The 20,427-nt window shown below is 61.1% G+C and carries 17 protein-coding genes; 3 read left to right on the top strand and 14 right to left on the bottom strand.

Annotation, left to right across the window (positions count from 1 at the left end; all coding sequences use genetic code 11):
• Positions 1-17: 17 nt before the first annotated feature.
• Complete coding sequence (locus ELH03_RS24095; protein WP_130766768.1) at positions 18-476, bottom strand: carboxymuconolactone decarboxylase family protein; 459 nt, start codon at positions 474-476, stop codon at positions 18-20.
• Positions 477-858: 382 nt separating this feature from the next.
• Between ELH03_RS24095 and ELH03_RS24090 the strand changes: the two genes are divergently transcribed.
• Together ELH03_RS24090 and ELH03_RS24085 are read left to right on the top strand one after the other, a co-directional pair.
• Positions 859-1,623, top strand: a complete 765-nt coding sequence (locus tag ELH03_RS24090) for an SDR family oxidoreductase (RefSeq protein ID WP_130766767.1) — start codon at positions 859-861, stop codon at positions 1,621-1,623.
• Between the two features lie 43 nt (positions 1,624-1,666).
• On the top strand, positions 1,667-2,080 hold the full coding sequence (locus ELH03_RS24085; RefSeq protein ID WP_130766766.1) for a cupin domain-containing protein: 414 nt from the start codon (positions 1,667-1,669) through the stop codon (positions 2,078-2,080).
• A 50-nt stretch (positions 2,081-2,130) separates the two neighbouring features.
• Here the strand turns inward: ELH03_RS24085 and ELH03_RS24080 are convergent, their stop codons facing one another.
• The gene (locus ELH03_RS24080) at positions 2,131-3,414 is read right to left on the bottom strand and encodes a cystathionine gamma-synthase family protein (RefSeq protein WP_027686185.1); all 1,284 of its coding nucleotides are present in this window, start codon (positions 3,412-3,414) and stop codon (positions 2,131-2,133) included.
• 73 nt (positions 3,415-3,487) lie between these two features.
• Positions 3,488-4,567 (bottom strand): YihY/virulence factor BrkB family protein, encoded by a 1,080-nt coding sequence (locus ELH03_RS24075; RefSeq protein WP_130766765.1) that lies wholly within the window; start codon positions 4,565-4,567, stop codon positions 3,488-3,490.
• Between the two features lie 2,131 nt (positions 4,568-6,698).
• On the opposite strand from ELH03_RS24075, the gene ELH03_RS37520 reads away from it, so the two are divergent.
• Positions 6,699-6,881, top strand: a complete 183-nt coding sequence (locus tag ELH03_RS37520) for a hypothetical protein (protein WP_165447339.1) — start codon at positions 6,699-6,701, stop codon at positions 6,879-6,881.
• 1,169 nt (positions 6,882-8,050) lie between these two features.
• Here ELH03_RS37520 and ELH03_RS24070 read toward each other — a convergent pair.
• From ELH03_RS24070 to ELH03_RS24015, 11 genes are all read right to left on the bottom strand, one after another.
• Entirely contained in the window at positions 8,051-8,962 is a 912-nt protein-coding gene (locus ELH03_RS24070) for a protein-L-isoaspartate O-methyltransferase family protein (protein ID WP_130766764.1), read from the bottom strand.
• 268 nt (positions 8,963-9,230) lie between these two features.
• Positions 9,231-9,740, bottom strand: a complete 510-nt coding sequence (locus tag ELH03_RS24065) for a GNAT family N-acetyltransferase (RefSeq protein WP_128404245.1) — start codon at positions 9,738-9,740, stop codon at positions 9,231-9,233.
• Between the two features lie 121 nt (positions 9,741-9,861).
• Entirely contained in the window at positions 9,862-10,932 is a 1,071-nt protein-coding gene (locus ELH03_RS24060; protein ID WP_128404246.1) for an ABC transporter ATP-binding protein, read from the bottom strand.
• A gap of 20 nt (positions 10,933-10,952) precedes the next feature.
• Positions 10,953-12,473: a DUF5060 domain-containing protein gene (locus ELH03_RS24055; protein ID WP_128404247.1), complete on the bottom strand. Its 1,521-nt coding sequence runs from the start codon at positions 12,471-12,473 to the stop codon at positions 10,953-10,955.
• Positions 12,474-12,507: 34 nt separating this feature from the next.
• A complete protein-coding gene (locus ELH03_RS24050) occupies positions 12,508-13,392 on the bottom strand; it encodes a carbohydrate ABC transporter permease (RefSeq protein ID WP_197727825.1) in 885 nt (294 codons plus the stop codon).
• The gene (locus tag ELH03_RS24045; RefSeq protein ID WP_027686177.1) at positions 13,389-14,288 is read right to left on the bottom strand and encodes a carbohydrate ABC transporter permease; all 900 of its coding nucleotides are present in this window, start codon (positions 14,286-14,288) and stop codon (positions 13,389-13,391) included. The genes ELH03_RS24050 and ELH03_RS24045 overlap by 4 nt, the downstream gene beginning before the upstream one ends.
• A gap of 193 nt (positions 14,289-14,481) precedes the next feature.
• A complete protein-coding gene (locus ELH03_RS24035; protein ID WP_130660289.1) occupies positions 14,482-15,735 on the bottom strand; it encodes an ABC transporter substrate-binding protein in 1,254 nt (417 codons plus the stop codon).
• Between the two features lie 71 nt (positions 15,736-15,806).
• A complete protein-coding gene (gene dhaL / locus ELH03_RS24030; RefSeq protein ID WP_105008559.1) occupies positions 15,807-16,451 on the bottom strand; it encodes a dihydroxyacetone kinase subunit DhaL in 645 nt (214 codons plus the stop codon).
• A gap of 3 nt (positions 16,452-16,454) precedes the next feature.
• On the bottom strand, positions 16,455-17,459 hold the full coding sequence (locus ELH03_RS24025) for a dihydroxyacetone kinase subunit DhaK (protein WP_128404251.1): 1,005 nt from the start codon (positions 17,457-17,459) through the stop codon (positions 16,455-16,457).
• Positions 17,460-17,515: 56 nt separating this feature from the next.
• Positions 17,516-19,396, bottom strand: a complete 1,881-nt coding sequence (apnL, locus tag ELH03_RS24020) for a D-apionate lactonase (RefSeq protein ID WP_130766763.1) — start codon at positions 19,394-19,396, stop codon at positions 17,516-17,518.
• The gene (locus ELH03_RS24015; protein WP_128410249.1) at positions 19,393-20,427 is read right to left on the bottom strand and encodes a Gfo/Idh/MocA family protein; all 1,035 of its coding nucleotides are present in this window, start codon (positions 20,425-20,427) and stop codon (positions 19,393-19,395) included. The genes apnL and ELH03_RS24015 overlap by 4 nt, the downstream gene beginning before the upstream one ends.

The following is a 20,427-nucleotide window of genomic DNA, read 5'->3' as shown; positions in this document are numbered from 1 at the left end:
CGCCGAAGGGCAGACAGTTAGGCGGCGGCGCGTTTGTGATCTGCCGGATGCTGAAGCCGAAAGCCGATCGCCAGCCTGTTCCAGGCGTTGATCATCGCAACACCCATCGAAAGGGCCACGAGCTCGTCATCCGAGAAGTTGGCGTGCGCCTCTTCATAAACATCATCCGGCGCATGGCTTTTCGCGATCTGAGTGAGAGCCTCGGCCCAGGCGAGTGCGGCCCGCTCCCGAGTGGTGAAGAGCTGCGATTCCCGCCACGCGTTCAGAAGCAGCAGCCGGTCATCCGTTTCGCCGAGCTTCAGCGCGTCCTGGCGGTGCATGTGCAGGCAGTGAGCACATCCATTCATCTGGGAAACGCGCACTTTGACGAGTTCGAGCAACTTCGGATCGAAGCTTTTGGCAATCCAGCCTTCAACGGCTATGAGGCCGTCGATGCCGCTGTTCTTATGGGCCATGAAGTTCAGACGCTTGATCATTCTTATCTCCATCGTGAGAGGATTGATGACGCAAGCGTCGGCTTGCAGGCCAGTGAATACGCCTTGCCTTCTAGGTCGGCCATCTGCCCCGACGGTACATCAGGCCGATGCCTGTCGACGTGATGTTCCGCCATTTCGGCGGGCTGCCTCGACCGCAGAGCCAGCTGGCCTACTACGTTCGCATAGGCTGACAGCGACCGAGGAAGAATAGTTTGGCGCAGCGATCCGGCGCATCCTCCTGCCCATCGGCTACACCGGCCGCACCGGCGACGGTCCCGATGAAGTCGCTTCGCCCATCGAGGACGCGGCGGGCATGCCGAGCAGTTGCCTGCTCACCTTCAGGTCACCAGAGGACATCCTCGTAAAGGACAGGAGACTACCCATGAAAATCGTCGTTATCGGCGGCACTGGCCTCATCGGCTCAAAGACCGTGGAAAGATTGCGCAACAAGGGGCACGAGGCATTGGCGGCTTCGCCGAACTCGGGTGTGGACACGATCACCGGCAAAGGCCTGGCCGAAGCGCTCGCCGGGGCACAGGTGGTTCTCGATCTCGCAAACTCGCCCTCGTTCGAGGACAAGGCCGTCCTGGAATTCTTCCAGACGTCGGGCCGCAATCTGCTCAAGGCAGGGGATGTCGCCGGCGTCAAGCATCATATCGCGCTGTCGATTGTCGGCATGGAGCGGCTGCAGGGCAGCGGCTACATGCGCGCCAAGATGGCCCAGGAAGAGCTGATCAAGAGCTCCGGCATACCCTACACCATCGTGCACTCCACCCAGTTCCATGAATTCATGGCTGGCATCGCCCAATCGGGCACCGTCGGCCAGACCGTGCATCTGTCGCCGGCCTATGTGCAGCCGATCGCCTCGGACGACGTCGCCGACGTCATGGCCGAGGTGGCGCTCGGTAAGCCTGTGAACGGCACGATCGAGATCGGCGGGCCGGAGAAGATCCGCCTCACCGAAATCGTGACGCGTCTCTTCAAGGCAACGAACGATCCGCGGCAGGTGATGGCGGATCCGCACGCCCGCTACTTCGGCGTCGAGCTCGAGGATAATTCGCTCGTGACCGGCGCCAAGGCGCGGCTCGGCCAGATCCGCTTCGACGATTGGCTGAGCCGGCAGCCGCCTCAGAAAAAGAGCGCCTGATACCGGGCGCCCGACCCATTCCCATCAACGCAGGAGACCAGACATGCTCAGAAAAATCATCTCGGTGGCGGCGCTCGCCATTGTCCTTGCCGCCGGCACTCAGGCTCACGCCGCAGGCGGCGACGCGAAAGTAAGCGTCGTTTTCGACCAGAAGCTTCCGAATGTTCCCGGCAAGAGCATGCGGGGGGTGCTCGTCGAATATGCGCCGGGCGGCTCCTCGCCCGGTCATACGCACCCGACTTCGGCCTTTATCTATGCCACCGTTCTCGAAGGTGCGATCACCAGCAAGGTGAATGACGGGCCGGAGAAGGTCTACAAGGCCGGCGAAAGCTTTGCCGAATTTCCCGGCGATCATCACAGCGTCAGCAAAAACGCCAGCAAGACAAAGCCGGCGCGCCTGCTTGCGGTCTTCGTGCTGGATACCAAAGAGACGGAACTGACGATCGACGACAAGTGACGCCATGCTCGATGCCCGGCGGCGTCGGGCATCGATTTCCCTGCCGTTTCTCAGGCGGCCTGCAGCGCCAGTTCCAGGTCAGCGATCAGATCGTCCGGATGCTCAATACCGATCGAAAGGCGGATGGTCGATTCCAGAACGCCGATGCGCTGGCGGACATCGGCGGGCACGCCGGAATGCGTCATGGTGGCCGGATGGCTCGCAAGCGATTCCGTGCCGCCGAGGCTGACCGCGAGCTTGAAGATCTGCAGCGCATTCAGGAATTTGAACGAGGCGGGCTGACCGCCGCGGATGTCGAAAGAGAATGTGGAGCCAGCGCCGGTGCATTGCGCGATGAAGGTCCGGCCGGCCGGCGATTCCGGATCGTGGTAGGGCAGATAGTGGACCTTCTCGACTTTCGGGTGATCGCGCAGATAGTCGGCGACGGCACGCGCGTTGCTGTTTGCCCGCTCCATGCGCAGTTGCAGCGTTTCCAGCGAACGGCCGAGCATCCAGCAGGAATGTGGATCGAGCTGGGTGCCGATCGCGCCGCGCAGGGCCTTGATCTGCTTGATCACCGCCTTTCGACCGAGAACGGCGCCGGCGATCAGATCCGAATGACCACCGACATATTTCGTCAGCGAATAGAGCGAGATATCGGCGCCGTGCTCAATCGGCCGCTGGAAGACTGGTCCCAGCAGGGTGTTGTCGCAGACGATGATCGGCATATGGCCCTGTCTTGCACCAATCATGTCGGCCACGCGTCGGATCATTGCGACATCGACCAGACTGTTGGTGGGATTGGCAGGCGTCTCGATCAGGATGACGGAGACGCGGCCCTTGGCCATCGCCTCTTCTGCCGCCTTTTGCACCGATCCTTCGCTGACGCCGTCGGCAAATCCAATGGCGGCGACGCCGAAGTTCAGAAAAGTCTTTGCCAGCAACGTTTCGGTTCCCCCGTAGAGCGGCTGCGAATGCAGGATCGCATCCCCCGGCCGAACGAAGGCGAACAGAGTGGTGGCGATCGCCGCCATGCCGGATGAAAACAGCACCCCGCTTTCCGTCCGTTCGTAGACGGCGAGCCTATCCTCGACGATCTCGCTGTTCGGATGGTTGAATCGCGAGTAGACGAGGCCTGCCCCCTTCCCCTCGGGCGGCTCGCGACGGCCCGACACGTAATCGAAGAAGTCGCGTCCATCCTCGGCTGTCTTGAAAACGAAGGTGGACGTGAGAAAAACCGGTGGCTTGACCGCCCCTTCCGAAAGTTCGGGATCGTAGCCGTAGTTCAGCATCTGCGTCTCGGGATGCAGCGCATGATTGCCGATATGAGTTTTGGAAGGATGCGGGGCGGTCATCATCGTCTCCTGTGTCGGGACTGCAGAAATGCCAGAATACATCAAAACCATATGAGGGGAGCAATCATCGCGGTCAGCTCGTGGTCTTGCCCAGAGTGTCCGCGACATAGGCCCCGCGCGATCCCATCGGCAGCGGCGCTCCCGTCGTCGTGTCCTTCGCGGTCTGATGCTCCAGTTCGGCGTTAAGCTCGCCTCCGATGATGAGAATGACGACGGAAAGCCAGATCCAGATGAGGAAGCCGATCAGTGCGCCGAGCGTGCCGTATGTCGCGTTGTAATTGGCGAAATGATCCAGATAGTAGGAGAAGCCGAGGGACATGGCGGTCCAGGCGACCGTGGTTAGAGCAGCGCCCCACGTCATCCACCGCAGCTTGGCAGGCTCCCGGCTGGGCCCGAAGCGGTAGACTGATGTAACGGCCACCGCGACGACCAGCAGAAGCAGCGGCCATCGCATGAGAAGGGCCATGTGTTCCTTGAATTGATCGAGCCAGAGATAGGAGAGGACAACCGGCATGATCCCGACGAGCGCCACCATGACCACCGTCAAAAGCACCGCGCATAAGGTGAAGCAGAGGCCGATCAGGTTCAATCGGATAAGCCCCCGCTTCTCCTCCTCCTCATAGGCCACGTTCATCGCGTCGAAGATCGCCAGCGTGCCGCTATGCGTGCTCCAGAGGGCGATGCCAAGACCGACGAAGAAGGTGATGCCGAGCGTAGCGTCGCGCCGATTGACGAGTTCCTTGATCTGGTTGGCAAGAAGATCGAACGCTCCTGATGGCAGGAGGCCGGCCAATTCGCGAAGATGTTCGGATATCGTGGCCGGATCTGCAACCAGCCCGTAGAGAGATACCAAAGCCGCCATGGCTGGAAACAGCGCCAGCAGCAGATAGAAGGTTACGCCCGCGGCAATCAGCGTGACCCGGTCGGCGAGGACCTCGTGGAAGACGCGCCAGAACACGTCGCGAAGGCCGCTGAGAGGGATGGCCTCGGGCGTGCTGGCGCTGCGGCCATGATCGTCACCTGCGCGGCCGGCATCCGCAGACGGAGCGACCGACCTGCGCTCAGTTGCCTGCATCAAGACAAATACGCCAATCGCGGCGGCCATCATTGTCGCCGCAATGGGGAATTTCTTGAGGTGAAGTACAACTGGCATGAGGATGTTCTCCGATCTGGTGCGGAGATAACGCAGGGTGCCACTAAAGGATGCAAGCCCTTGCTTTCCTGCGGACATTTAAGCCGGAGCCCGAGATCAGTCCGCTTCCCCCCGGTCGAGCCAGGCGGCAGGGATTTAAGGGTGATTGAGGCCTCGTCAAGCCGCGCCGCCACTGCGGTCAGCATCGCCTAAATCAAAGGATCTTAAGTAGCTTTAAAAATTATAAGTCATTGATATAACTACGATCGTCTCCTGCTACGGAAGCGAATCTGGACTTTAGTTTCGTTACTGCGTTGCTGGGTGTTTTTTCACAAGTCTACCGATAAGGCGGCTTGGCGGCCGCGAGGCGGTAAATTGGTTGCGCGACTCATATCGGAGGAGCGACTTGGACCTGAATTCCACCTGCTGCCATCCGATACCAGCGCCTGTCGGCGACCGGCACCTGTGGCCGACGCGCTGTGCAGCAAGCCCGCTAAAACAATAGCGCCGGTGACAATGGCCTGCAATAGCCGTTTACGTTATCAACGGGCAAATACCAGGTTTGCCCCTGCGAGCCGAATGCATTCGCTCGCCGCGCCTCATGGCTAAGCGTCGTCGAGACCGAGACCGAGACCGAGACAGTGCCCTGCCCGCGGGCGCGATCTCGATGGCCACGGTGGTTGCTTGACAGCGTCTCGGTAATCGGCAGAACGCGCATCGCGATCGCCAAGTCGCCACGCGATAGCAACTGTGTGGCAAGGCGGTGGCGACATGATGCGCGCTGCTCCGGACGTCGGTCAGCCCGCAGCCTGGCGTTACGTGCCATCGGCGCCCCTCCCCGACTGTCACTGGCAGCGCTGCTCCGGCAGTTCATTGCTGGGTATTCTCCAGCACCCCTTCGCAAGGCGCAGGATCATCTCGTGCCATATCGGCTGGGATTAACGCAGGTTTCCACATTGCATTATAGCGAGGGGCTGCGCGTCATCGAATAACGTGCATCAATGATGGGCGCCGCCCCATCTGACATGGCGGCGAAGCCGCGCCGCCACGGTCGGCTATCCCAGGACAAGGCGGAGCGGAGGCCACCGTTCCCACATGCGCTCGCTCGCTCGCTGCCAAGCAGATCGGCGATGGTCGGCGCTGGGTCATGTGCGGTGACGGACTGCCGGTCGATATCAGCGGCCACCCGTTCGCAATGAGCTGATGCGTCGGAAAGCCTCGGCTGTGACCTGCCGGTCCCGTAGGTCGAAAGGCAGCCCCTCCCCTGTCGCGTGATCCTTCCGCTCGGTCGCATGAAGAGCCGAATGCGGTGGCAGCGAGACAGCCGTCCTGTCGGTCGGCTATCGCGCGGAAGGCGCAGCCTCAGTGACGCGAGGACAGTCGACCCTCCGGTCTTCCCTCTGGCGATTACGTGAATCCTTGCAGGCCGAATGTGGCCTCACCGTGCCGTTGTCCGCGGACAACCGGATGATCAACCTGATGGCTGTCAGGTCGTTTGGACCCGAGCCGATCTCCGCAGCAATTGGTTCGCGCGGCGCAGAATATCCCTGATATCGCCCTGCTGATGGATGCCATGGACTTGCGGCAATACGGACGCCTCGATGGCTCTGCCCGGCATTGTAGGGCAGCGGTCCCATGCGCCTTGCCGAACAGGCGTGGCGCATTTGGCTCCAAGAGTTTCGAGGATCTCTGTCGGGTCTGCGGACGGGTCCGCGATACCAAGAACTTGCCCCGCGTTTAGGGAGGAGCCGAACATTGCCAATTCGAAGAGATGCGGGCTACGGCTTCGGTCACCGAAAGGGATCCGCAGCAAGGATGGCATGGCGCCGCGGCGGCGTCATCCTTGCCGCTCTTGCGCCTCCCTGATTGGGCGGTAATCGAGGCCGCCCGTCGCCCGGCGGAGGTCGTTTGGCTAACGGCTACGCCTCGGTCGCACCCCGGGGCAGATCGGGCAAACGGGGCAGCGGCCAGCCATGTCCTTCGAGGCCCCTGCGGGGCGTCTTAGGGGAGGGTTGGAGAGAGTGGGTGACAGGTGACGGCGGCGAATCCAGCAGCGTGTCAGCTCGCGGGGCATCGATCGGTTTGTCCGTCTAAGCTTGCCGATTGGTCCTCCTTCCTGAACTTTGTAGGTCAAAGGCCGAAGCCTCGAGTGATGCCGTGGATGGCGGAAAGCCGGCGGCGGCATCCGTATGTGGTGGGCGGATGGACGGATGTTCTGGTCGTCGTGGTCGTCGTCGCCAGATCAGCCAGCTTGGCGATCGCCTTGTTCGATATCTCGGCCAATTCGACCATCAGTCAGGTGGAGATAAGCGAGGCCACGCCCGTGAGCGGGTGAAGGGTTGGGCAAGTGGGTTCCAGGGCGGATCGTCGTCGATCATCGAGGCAATCTCCATTCGCTCGTCCGGTTCTTGGCGGACCAGCAGTGCTGTCCCCTGCCCTCATCAATCAATTCGTGGTGGAGCAGGTCGGCCCGCTGAAAGCTGTTGAACTCCCTCCGCCGGATCACTGGCAGCAAGTTGTCCGCGGACAACCCCTCGTCTAGCCCTGATCGCGTGCGAGTTAGGGCGGTATTTACCTGACCCTTCGTCTGCGGCATCCGCGCAGCCGCCAGGCTTGAATTTGCCGCATTGCGACATTACCTCGTGATGGACCGAAGCGCTTTCCCCTCCTAGCCGCTTCGGTCCGACGGACAGCACTTCTCCTCCCAGGCTGTCGGTCACTTTCGAAGCCCGGCGCATCTCTCCCGCGCCGGGCTTTTGTCATTCTGGCAACTCGCCGTCGGACAGGCAGCGCATCCTCACCTTCCATTCGTGCAGATCCGACCTCGCGAGATGTGTCGAGATCAGGGACGCTCGGGCCGGCGATTGGTTGTCTGTGCCGCCGATTTGTGCCGCGGCCGCCGGATCGCCTCCAGCAGGAGAGCCGCGCGTGGTGCCTTGTGAGGTCGCTGGCGAGCAAGCCGCGCGTCAAGAGCGCCGCCGACCGACGATGGCGCGGTCGCCGCGCTTGCTGATCTCAGCCGCCGAGTGCGTTAGCCAGGGTCGCGCCAGCCTATTGGAATCGATCAAGTCAGCTGTTGTGCGCCATATCTGACGCATGTTGGCCGCAGCATTTCAACAGCCGTCTACGCCCAATCCGATCTCGATCTCAGTCGGTATAACGTGGCTCCGATCCTTGCCGCGCGCTTGCTGGCACCGAGAGATGATGGATGTTGATTCCAGGCCCTCCAGCACTGGGCAGGGTAGGGTGCCGCTGGTTCGCCTAGACTAGGTTTCGAGATGGCTGGATTCGAGGGTGGGGCTCTGAGCGCGTTGTCGCCCATGCCTTGCGCCGGTTGTTGGGCGTTGCGACGTCATCGTCGGTCAGAAGTACGGCTAGCTGATTGCGTCGGTCGAAGGAAGGATGGCGTCGGGGACGTCAAGCTCTTCAGTGCCGCGGCGCGCTACGGCACTCCCGTTCCCCGCAGAGATGGGCGGTCGGTTTTGCGGAAGCGGCGCTGATGGCTCAGGCGTCGTCATAGCAGAGCGCCCATTGGTCGCCGATATGCCAGCAGCGCCCTATCCGCGGCTCCGTCTTCCAGAGCAGGCTTTTGACGAACTCGATGCCGCCGCGCCTGAAGGCGGCGGTCAGCGCCTCGATCTCGCTATCGTCGATTGCCAATCCACCGTTGGCGCAGACGAAATAGGCTGTGCCGATCCAACGCGCCGGAAATCCACCCTCACCGCGCTCAATACGAAGTGCAGCACCATGGGACGCATGACGGCCGCCTTTCGGCGGTCGGTCCTGGCGCGGTACGCCGAGTGGCAGCACCAGACGCCCTCCAGGCCGCAGCCTTTCGATCCAGGGTGCCGCGGGGCGCGCGACGGCGAAATTCACATAGATCGCATCCACCTCTTGCTGCGGCCATTGACTGCCGTCGGCGTTAACGACGCTGATATTGGCCCGATCAGCAAGCGCTGCTTGAGCGTGGGCAGCCAGATCGGGATCCATCTCGACGGCATAGACGTGACCGGAAGTGCCGACAAGCTCCGAAAGAATGGCGCTGTAATAGCCGGTGCCGGCACCGATATGGGCGATGCGATCGCCGATTCGTATGTCCAGCTCTGCCAGGAGTCGGGCATGCAGTGAGGGGCTGCCATTGTTGACACCCTTGTCGGGCTGCAGGGCGAATAGCACGTCCTGATAGGCCAGAACCAAGTCGGAGGAGGGGAGGGGGCGATATCCTCCGCCCAGGTTGGCGATCTGCCATGGCGGCGCACCGAGGAATTTTTCGCGCGAGACGGTGGCAAAGGCAGCTTCGATCCGCGGGTTCGTCGTTGCGGCGGTTGCCACCACCTGATGGGCGTAAGCGCGGCGGATCACCGCCAGTTCGTCGGCCGTGAACATCGCAGTCGGCATGGGCAAATCTCCGGGCATGCTTTGACCTGTTCCTTTTTTACGTCTTTGCGGCTCCAATTCCATCACTATCCCGATGCTTGATCTCTATGCGTGGTGGATAGCCTTCTCGGAGAGGGAAACTCGTGACGGAAGCTAGTCGCTAATTCGCTTCCATTACAGAAAAGTATGCTGTTTCTTCATGAGGTTAATATTCCCCCGGCTGCGAATTGGACCGGGCGACGCCGGGCAACGCTGAACCGGTCCAGCCCTTGGATGCCAAGCACTCCCACAGCGCCATCGACACGTTTCAGGCGTCGGGTTTCTTGTGGTGCCCAGCGTCTACTCTGTAACGCTTCTTGATCCTATCGACGGGCGTCCCGTCCTGAAGCGGAACCTGGACCAGCCGATCATAGGTCTCGAAGCCCATCTTTGCGTAATAGCCAAGGCCGCTGACGTTGTCGGCGCGAATGGTGGCGTTGATGAATTCGAGCCCGAATTCTTCCGCTGCCGCTCGGGTTGCGGGGAAGAGAGCGGTGCCGACGCCTGCGGTCCTTGGGTTCGTGCGCGCAAAGGTCGCGATGTCGGCGAAGCCTTTCGGCGGATCGCCGTATAAGCTCAGGGACTGAAAACCGACGAGCGACTGATCGTGCTCTGCAACATGGCAGGTAAGAGGAAACTCGCCATCGATGAACCAGTCCGCGAACTCGGCAGCCGAAAGCGGAGTCTCGAGTGCGGTTGTTCCGCCGGCCCGGATTATTTCGTTCAGGAGACTGCTCAGCTCCTCCGCGTCAGCAGAGACTGCCCTTCGAATGTGCATGTCCTGGCAACCTCGTCTTCGACCAACAGCCAATTGGCGAGATTAGAGAGTACAAGTCACTATTTGGTCTTCAAGGGCAAATTCCGGTTCCGCGTTCGACGGACCTGCTGACGCGTCTCATTCAGGCGCTCAAACGCTGCTGCGTCTCTCGGTCGAAGAAATGCACCTTAGCGGTTTCGAAAGAGAGCTTCACCCGCTGCTCCGGAGCCAGTTCGACACGTTCGCGAACGACCCATGTCAGCTCCCTGCCTTCGAGCTCCACGGCGACATGGGTTTCCGATCCTGTCGGTTCGACTACTTTGACCACGGCATCCACGCCGTTCTCACCGCCGAAGGTGATGTCTTCGGGACGAATACCCAGCGTCAGCGGTCTGTTGGCGGAATTGGCCGGAGCCCGCGAGAGGGGCACACGGGAACCGCCCGGCAGCGACAATAGAGGCGTGCCTGTACCGTCAATGGTCCCCTCGAGAAAGTTCATCGCGGGGGAACCGAGGAAACCTGCGACAAAGATGTTGCGCGGTCGGTCGTAGAGTTCGAGCGGACTGCCGATCTGTTCGACGCGACCGCCGTGGAGCACGACGATCTTGTCAGCCATGGTCATGGCTTCGATCTGGTCATGGGTGACATAAACGATCGTGGTCTTCAGGCGCTGGTGCAGAGCCTTGATCTCCGCTCTCATCTTCACGCGCAGTTTCGCATCCAGATTGGAGAGTGGCTCGTCGAAGAGAAAGACTTTCGGATCTCGCACGATGGCGCGGCCCATCGCGACGCGCTGTCGCTGTCCGCCCGACAGCTGAGCCGGCTTTCGATCGAGAAGCGGCTGCAATCCGAGAATTGCGGCCGCCTCACCGACCTTCTGTTCGATTTCCGGTCGCTTGACTCCGGCGAGCTCGAGCGCAAATCCCATGTTCTGGGAGACCGTCATCTGCGGGTACAACGCATAGTTCTGGAAGACCATCGCGATATCGCGATCCTTCGGCTGCAGATTGTTCACGACCCGGCCGTCGATGCTGATTTGACCGGCGGTGATATCCTCGAGCCCCGCAATCATGCGCAGCAATGTCGACTTGCCGCAGCCGGAGGGGCCGACGAGAATGGTAAATTCACCATCGGCGATCTCGACGTCGACGCCATGAATGATGTCGACCGTGCCGAAGGACTTCTTGACGTTTCTGATACTCAAGCCAGACATTTCGTACCCCTTGCCATCTTCTAGCGCTTCCTGCGCACGCGCAGCGCCTGGTACGGCTTGCGCGGGATCTTGACGCCGAAGGCAGCGTCCGGCTTGCCGCCGCGCACGACTGAGCCATGGCGCGTCGGATGCGGAACGGGCGCCTCCACCTTCTCGACCGGCGTGATCGTCATCTCCCACGTGTCGATGAGATCGACATCATAATCGTCGCCGTCGACCGGCAGGCCCGTGGACCAGATCACCGGCTGATGCTCGCCGAAATAGATCAGGCGAAAATCGCCGTCGCCGTCGCGGGCGCCCGACACGCGAGACCAGGGCCATTCGCCGATGATGCCGAGCGGCTCGAGGCCGTGCCTGACATCGGCTTCCAGGAGCTCCCGGAGGAAGGCGATGCGCTTCCACGATTCGCCGCGCAGTTCTCCGCCCTTGGCCCACCAGATCAGATCCTCAGGATGGGAATAGGTTTCCCCATGACCGGCATAGCCGCCACGCGCCATGGTGATCCAGAAGCGATGCACGAGCTCTTGCGCGTTGAGATTGCCCCATGACTGCAGGATGTCGCCCTCATATTCCGGCTCGTCATTGACGACGGGCTTGCCGTAGGCGTCGCGCCATTCCTGCGTCCGCTTGACGTCAGGGTTCTGAATGCAGGTGTGCGTCACCCATGGCTTGCGATGGTCGAAATTCGCCGTCACGTCGCCATTATGGATGGAGCGAAGGTGCTGGTAAGGGTCGTTCTCTTCCAGAATGTGGAAGTAGCGATCCCACTGCTCCATCGGCTTCGTATCGATGAGGAAATCATATTCATTGGCAAGCGACCACCAGACGTTCCGGTAGGCGGCGAGACGAGCGGCCAGATATTCGACATAGCGAAAATCCTGGTCGGCCGACATGTCGGCATAGCCCCACCGGTCATAGGGGTGGAAGATGATGATATCGGCTTCGATCCCCAGCTGGCAGAGTGCTGCGACCTGCTTCTCGAAGTGCTGGAACGAGGCGGGGTTCGGGCGGTCGAAGTCTTCCTTCCCGTCCGCTCCGCGTTCGAAGCAGGCGTGCAGCGGCTCGTTGACGTTATAGGGATAATCCTTCGGAAACACGCCCATCCGCATCTTGTTGAAGCGGGCCTTCTTGAGGGTTTCGAGGGTCTGCTTCTGCATGTCGAGCGGCTGGTGCGTCCATGCGTAGCAGGTCGTTCCGAAGGACAGGAACGGGGTGCCGTCCGCATAGGCGAAGTGGAATTTGTTGCGCACGCGCACCGGGCCGTGATTGCCGGCCGAAGGCTCGGTCGCGGTCAATGCGCCGGTCTTGCCGTCGAGTGCAGCAGTCTTGGAACGGGTCAGAAACGACCACTCGCCTTCGATGTCCGGCATGAAGCGGATACGGTAGGTGCCGTTGCCGTCATAGAAGCCCGGCACGCGGACTTCGCGGCTCTTATGGGTGAACACGGCATCGAATGCCACGTCGAGATAGGGATTGCCGCCGGAGGGTCCATCAAAGGAGGCCTCGAACACACCCCATTTTTCGACTGTTGCATCAGACATAGAATATTCTCCTCGTGGAATGCTTTTCGTGGCCCTAGCCCTTGACGGCGCCGGAGGTCAGGCCAGAGACGAAGTAACGCTGGAAGATGAGATAAACGATCGTCGCTGGCAGGACGGTCATCACGATGGCCGCATTGAGCTGGCCGTAATTGCTCGAGAACTGCCCCTGAAACGACATCAGGCCGAGCGGTAATGTCCACATGTGCTGATCCTGGAGCAGCACCAGCGCCATGGCGAATTCGTTCCAGGTGGAGACGAAGTCGAGGATGAGCAGTGCGGCGAGCACGGGCAGGCATACCGGCAGAAAGATCCGTCTGAAGATGATGAAGTGGCTCGCACCGTCGATCAGTGCTGCTTCCGACAGCTCCTTGGGAATGCCCTTGAAGAAACCATGCAGGATGAAAACCTGATAGGGAACGCCGAAGGCGATGTAGGGAAGAATGACACCGGGGTAGGTGTCGATCAGGCCGAGTGAATTGACCAAGGTAAAGAGCGGCGCAAGCATCACCTGGAAGGGGATCATCGTGCCGAACACCACAAGCAGCAGCAGGGCCTTGGTGATCTTCAGCTTGATCTTGGCAAGGGCATAGGCGGCCATCGCCGAAAGGAACAGCCCGAGCGGCACCTTGATGATCGTTATAATGACGCTGTTGAAGAAGGAGCTTGCGAAGTTGCCGCGGCTCCATGCAGCGCTGTAGTTTTCGAAAGCGAGATCGGTTGGCGGCACGAAGGCGCCCGTGCCCGTCACCGCCGCCGGCGTCTTCAACGAGGTGAAGACGATGAAGACGAATGGCGCGACCCAGACGAGCGCCACGATAACAAGCGTGATCCAGAGGCCGATCAGAATGGGATCCCGCTTCATCGACGATGGTTCGACCTGCAAATGCACTGCGGTCTGGTCGCTCGGCACTGCTGTCACGATTCAACCTCCTCGTGCTTCTGGGTCCATCTCAGATAGGGAATGACGACGGCCATGGTGATCAGCAGCAGCACGACAGAAATTGCCGCACCCCGTCCGAAATCGAAGATCTGCATGGCCTGCGTGAACGCCCAGAGCGCCAGCATCTGAGTAGACTGCGCCGGCCCGCCGCCCGTCAGACCGTAGACGATGTCGAAAGCCTTCAGGGAGGAGATGACGGAAAGAACGAGGACGATCGTGATCGTCGGGCGCAATGCCGGCAATGTCACATGCTTGAACACCGCCCAGCGGCCGGCGCCATCGATGCGCGCGGCCTCCACGAGTGTCTGAGAGACATTCTGCAGGCCCGCCAGGAACAGGACCATCGAGAAGCCGACCGTCTGCCAGAGATAGGCGACGAAGACCGAATAAAGGGCGATATCCCTGTTGCCCAGCCAGTCCTTGATCCAGCCCTGCATGCCCCACGAGGTGAGCAGCTGGCTGAAAAGGCCGAAGAAGGGATCGTACATCCACTTCCACATGGTGGCCACCGCGATGGGCGCGATGATGACGGGCAGATAGAAGATCGCCCTGAGGCCATTGCGGCCGAATATCTTCTGGTTGAGACTGAGCGCCAGCAGCAGTCCCACCATCGGCGGAAAGATCAAGCTCATCACGGTCCAGATTACGGTGTTGCGGAAGGCAACCCAGAAAACCGGATCTCTCGTGAAAATCGCCGAGTAGTTTGCAAGCCCTACAAATTGCCTCTGCGGATCCAGCCCGTTCCACTTCTGGAAGCTCAGGATGACGACATTGAGCATCGGATAGAGGGCGAACACGGCATAAATTGCCAGGGCCGGAACGAGCAGGATGAGCGCTTGCACGCGCGGATCATGTGTCGACTGTCGAAGTGACATGCTTTCCTCCCAGAGCGCCGTGCGTCCTCTCGGACGCACAAAGGACGCTCCAACTCTTTGAACCTAGGCATCGTGCTTTCCGAAAATAGATTCCGATTTCGGGCCGATGCGCTGGCAGTGAAGCCGCCGCCAGCTCATGAAAAGGTGTGCCAGCCGCCGACACGAGGATCGGCTGACTGGCGCCTTGGAGGAATCAGGTTCTGCTTGCGATGAAACTCTGCAGCTGCTTGGCCGCGTCGGCCGGCTCGGTGTTTCCGGAGGCAACGTCGTTGATGACGCGGAAATACTCCGTCGTGACGTCGAGCGGGAACGCCTGATCGCCGTTCATGTACACCTTGCTATACTTCTGGAAGATGCCCAGCCATTCCGCCTCGAGCGGTTTCTGGTTGGCATATTGTACATTCTTGTTGACGGAGGTCGAACTCAGCTGGCCGAGCAGATCCTGCTGCACCTTGGTCGAGAGGAAATAGTCGAGAAACTTCGCGGCTACGTCAGGGCTCTTGCTCTTGGTGCTGATGTAATTGTACTCGGCAAAGCCATAGAGACGGTCGGTATTGGTCGGGAAGGGGAAAATGCCGTAGTCGTCGAGATTGGCGCCGGAGCCGTCGAGCTGACTGACCAGCCAGTCGCCTTCGAGCATCATTGCCGCACGACCGGCGGTGAAGAGGCTGTAGGACTGTTTGTTGTCGATGCCCATGAATGGCTGCAGCGTATAGTCCTTCGCCCACTTGGCGAACTCCGCGAAGGATTCCGTCGCGCAGGGTTCCTTGGTCCAATCCAGCGTCATCGCCTTCAGCGCATCATGCTTTTCAGCACCGCACTTCGTTTCGAGGATGACGTCCATGAGACGCATGACGTGCCAGTTGACCGTGCCACCGAACGTAAAGGCAGGAATGCCTGCGGCCTTCAGCTTATCGGCCGCGGCAAGCAGTTCCTCGTAGGTCTTCGGCTCTTCCTTGATGCCGGCCTGTTCGAAAAGCTTCTTGTTGTAGTAGACGGCCTCACCCTTGAAGGTGAAGGGAACGCCGTGCTTGCCGCCGGGATAAAGGTCGGCGAAAGCCGCCGCTGAGGGCAACAATTCGTCTTTCCACTTATACTCGGCATAGTACTTGTCGAGGGGCAGGGACAGGCCGGCCTTCACATATTCGCCGCCGAGGCCGAGGCCCGCCCAGCTGAAGTAAATGTCTGGCCCCTTGTCGGAGCCTGCAGCGACGCGCAGGGCCGTCTTGTGCTCGTCGACGGCGCGCTGGACGATCTCGACATGCGTTCCGGGGTTTGCGGCTTCGAAATCGGTGGCCACCTTTTTCAGGGCCGTATTGGCGGCATTATTGTCGAAGTTGAGGGTCCAGAGCGTGATGTCTTCAGCAAGAACCGGCGTGGCCGATAGTGACGCCACGGCGATCGCAACGAGGCTGGCAGTCTTCAATTTCGCAGAAAGGGTCAGCATTACCGTCCTCCTCTTGTAAAGCCGGGCCCCTTGTTGCAGATAGTCATCGACATGTCAACTGGTATGACGAGCTAACCATCACGACGCTGAGCAAATTTGGCCATGGCGGCGATGATGATGACGGCGGACGCGGCGCCGGGATCGATGTGGCCGATCACGCGGTCCCCCAATCGCGAAGCCCGTCCCTTGGCCGCCGTCATGTTGCTGGTCGCTTCACAGCCTGCCCGCGCTGCCCGCTCGGCGGCCTCAAAACATTGGGGGAGGGGCTTTCCCGACCGCCAGGCATCGAGTGCCGCGTCAGCCGCGGGTTTCCAGGCGTCAACCATCGTCTTTTCACCGGGTTCGGCCTTTCCGCGCTCCTGGATTCCCTGCGCCATTGCCGCAAAGACGCTGAGGAAGTCGTCATCGCTCAATGTCTGCTTGTCTTTGGCGGCCGCTCCGGCGCGCATGAAGGCCGTGGCATATAGCGGGCCGGACGAAGCGCCGACCGCATTCAGGAATGCCTTTGCCGCGATGTTGAATGCGGTTGTCGGGGCAATTCCGGCGTCAAGTTCGCCGACCGCTTTCGCCGCGGCCTGGCAGCCTGCATCCATGGCAAGGCCGTGATCTCCATCGCCGATGGCACCGTCCAGCTCGCAAAGACGATCTCGTTCCGCCGCGATATCCTCGGCAATCCCAGCAAACAAGCGCTGCAGGTCTTCGGTCGTAAACGTCATCGATTACCTCGCAAACATCGCGCAATCACAGGGGTGGTCGATCAATCGCTGAAGTTCGTCGTCAAGATGCATGATTGTGATCGACGCGCCGGCCATTTCGAGCGAGGTGCAGTAATTCCCGACGAGCGACGTATGGAGGATGAGCCCGGCATCGTCGAGCCGGGACTTCACGCGCCGCATCATGATGTAGAGTTCCATCATCGGGGTCGAACCCAGCGAATTGACGAGCACGGCGACACGATCACCCCGGTCTGCTTTCATTTCGCGAAGAATGCTGTCCATGAGTTCGTCGGTCACCGCGTCGGCCGGCCTCAGCGGCTCGCGCGCCACGCCAGGCTCCCCATGGATGCCCATTCCGATCTCCATCTCCCCTTCGCCGATCAGGAAATTTGGCCGGAGAGTCTGGGGCAGCGAACAGGGGGAAAGCGCCACACCCATCGTATAGGTTCGCGCATTGGCATGGCGGGCGACACGCTCGACGTCGTCAAACGAGTAGAGAAGATCGCAGGCTGCGCCGGCGGCCTTGAAGATGAAGACGTTGCCTGCCACGCCCCGTCGTCTTTCCCTCTGATCAGGAGGGGCGGACGCCACGTCATCCGTGGTCAGGACGGTGCGTACCTCGATCTCGTCAAGCGCCAGCATCTCGGCAGCCATGTCGAAGTTCATCACGTCGCCGGCATAATTGCCATACATGAACAGGACACCGGCGCCACCGTCGACCGCCATGGCGCAGGCGACAATCGGATCGGGCGGCGGCGACGCGAACACATTGCCGATTGCGGCCGCGTCCGCCAGCCCCTTGCCGACGAACCCCAGAAATGTCGGTTCGTGCCCGGATCCACCGCCGATGACCAGCCCGACCTTGCCCTTGCGGGGCCCGTTTCTGGCAATGATCGCGCGGGGCATGTCCTCTACCGCATAGAGATGGCGCGGATGCGCCGCCAGGATCCCCTGCAGCATCTCATCGACGGCATCTGCCCCGGCATTGATAAGTTTCTTCGTCTTCATATCGATCCTCCCGAGAGCGAGTTCCGATCGCATAGATGCAGCTGCACTGCTGGAGGTCAATCCGCCAGCGCGTCGTGCTCCAGCGGCAAGACGGCGACAGCCAATGGGGCAAGCAGCAGATCCCCGCTTGAGTCCTTCCCGGTCGGCCTGCATGCGCTGCAATCGACCTTTCTCTCTTCGCTCGTCAGATTGACCACGTAAAGCCTGGCGCCTGTAGTTTCCCTTGCAACGAAAGACAGGACCTCGGCAGGAGAGGAGGAAACGCATTCCCGCCAGGTTGCGCCAGCCAATCGACACAGTGTCCGGACCGTGTCGAACAGCGGACGACGCCCGCCTGGTTCGGTCGGTTCCCCCGGACCTGCGATCAGGCCGAACGGACCTGATAAGGCTGATAGCGTCAGGCATTCCAGATCGGCATCCAGCACCCGCATCGCATAACCGAACCCGAAGGCCTGTCCGAAGCGTCCATTGTGGCGCGGGTCACGATCGGCCATCGGTATGCGGGCGCCGGACGGATTGTCCATCGTACGGCTGCCATAGGGATTCTGCCGCATCGGGATCGTCGATGGGCCGATGCGGTAAGGCTTGTCGCCGTAGATCGCACGCACCGACCGCGTGATGAAGGGCAGCGCTTCCAATGTCTGCATGACGCTGAGATCGTCGGCCGCATGCACGATCGGGTTGGTGCAGTGGCTGACGAAGTCGAGCTGTCCCTCCGGGACGCGCTTTCGGTTGAGCTCGGTGAAATAGCTCAGCATGCCGCCGCCGATGCGAATGCCGGGAAAGGCGGCGCGAGCGGCGGCATAGACTTCATCCAAAGGCGGGCAATCCGGCCATGTGCTGCCGGGCGGCGTCGACTGCCGGTCGACCGAAGGCGAGATCATGATTGCATCGGGCCCGAATTCCGCCAGCTGCATCTGGCGGGCAATCTCGGCCGCCTCGATTGACGGCGACGATTTGCAGGCAAGGGCGATCTCCAGCGTCGAGCGGCCGCGATGGGCCGCGGCGAGTATGGCGAACTGCGCGAGCGCGTCGACGCCGTGCCCGGCACCGGGGTCGAAATGGAAGAGGAGTTCCTGGGGAGCGATCTCCGTCAGGACGGACTTTGCCGAGAGGGTCGCATCGGCTTCTTCGGGTGTAATGATCACGCCGATATCCGGCATGGTGCCGGTGCGCGCACCGAGTTCAAGTTTTATGGCGCCGCCTGACACCCCAGGAGGATGCCGTGTCGAACCGCTGATATCCCTGATAATAAGCGACGTTTTCTGCCGGACAGGCTGATTGGCGGCAATCTGGTAGGGCCAGGGCAGGGCGAGCGGCCTGACATATGTCTTATAGGATGCGTCCGACCAGTTCCTTTGATCTTCCATTTCAAAAGTGTCGCCCTCCATCCGGCATTCCGCCTGAACGTCAGGCATGACCGCGTGGGTGATGGCGCGCATGTCCTTGAACGGCTGCCAGGGCTCGATGAGATCAGGAAACCGTGTCGCCACGATCTCCCCGTCGACATGGTCGACCGTCGCCGCTGAACCTGCCACGCCGACGATCGGATGCAGGATGCAGAAGCCGCAGCGGTTGGTCTCGAAGCCGGTCGGGGCGATGGCCTCAGCCTCGAAGTCGAGCCGGTTCGCGCTTCCGGTGATGCGAACGTCGATGACAAGCCTCGTATCGTCCGGTCCCTCGCAGCGGGCGAGATAGGCGACCTCGAAACGATCGTCATTCTGCTCGATCCGGAGGTCGGTGATTTCAGGGCTGTACGTCCCCCAGTCCCGGTCGCGGACAAGGTAGGAAATCGCTCGCAGCACCTCGGTCCCATCGTAGCGGATGGTGCGGAGGTTGCCGTTGGCGAGATCGGCTTCCAGTTTTCCGGCTCTCAGCCGAACCGGCGACGGATCGACGAGACGAGTGCCGTAGAGCTGGAACGCATCGACCGTCATCGCAGCATCGCTCCGACATCGATCGTCTGTCCCCTGGCCGCACTGTCATAGGCGGCCTCGACGAGCGCAAAAGTTTTCAGATTGTCGGCCCCTGACGTCGAGTGTTCCGCGCCGCGCGCCAACTGGTCGACCCAATGCTGCTGGATCGCGTAGACGCTCTCCTGGATGTTGTGCCAGGGCCGCGAGGCCCATGACAGCAGCCTCGGAGACACGTCCGTGGTCGTGGTGCCCTTGGCGTTGGTGACCTGAAGGCCGTAGCCCTGGGTCAGGCGGATCGTGCCCTCCGAACCGTCGAGCTCGATCAAGGTCTCGGGAAACGGTTCCCTGGAAAGCTTGGTGGCGTAGCTGACGTCGACGACCGACGTGGCGCCGTTTTCATGGTCGAGCAGAATGGTCGCGACATCCTCGCCCTTGATTCTCGGATTGACCCGCTTGGTGCGGGCCGTGAGCGATCGAACGTCGCCAAGGATATAGCGGGCGATATCGAGCGTATGGATGCCGAGGTCTTCGATGATGAACCGCTCGCCCTCGGCCAGATAGGGCTGGCCGGAGAAGACGTCGTAGGCTGAGCGGAAGGAGAAGCGGCCCCAGAAGGGCGTGCCGATGGCATCCGCCTCCAGCGCGTTGCGCACCGCCTGGATCGGCGTCTGCCAGCGAAAGTTCTCGTGCACCATAAGGGGTATGCCGGCATTGCGACACGCCTCGACCATCGCCTTCGCGTCCGACAAGGTCTTGGCGAATGGCTTCTGGCAGATGGCCGGCACCTTGTTTCGAGCCGCCATTTCGACGAGGGTGCGGTGGCTTTGGACGGTCGTAGCAATATCGACGAAATCAAAACCGCCATCGGCGAACAACGCCTCGGCATCGCCATAGCGGCGAGCGATGCCGAACTGATCGCCAACGACCTTCAGCCGTTCCGGGTCGCGATCGCAGATCGCGACGATGCTCGCACCCCGAACGTCGTTCCAGGCATGCATCTGGTTGACCGCAAAGAAGCCGCAACCGATCAAAGCCCCTTTCAATTCCGTCAT

It is taken from the genome of Rhizobium beringeri, assembly GCF_004306515.1.
Classification (GTDB): Bacteria; Pseudomonadota; Alphaproteobacteria; order Rhizobiales; family Rhizobiaceae; genus Rhizobium; species Rhizobium beringeri.
Note: the sequence above shows the minus strand (reverse complement) of the source record. Positions and strands in the feature narration are given on the sequence as shown.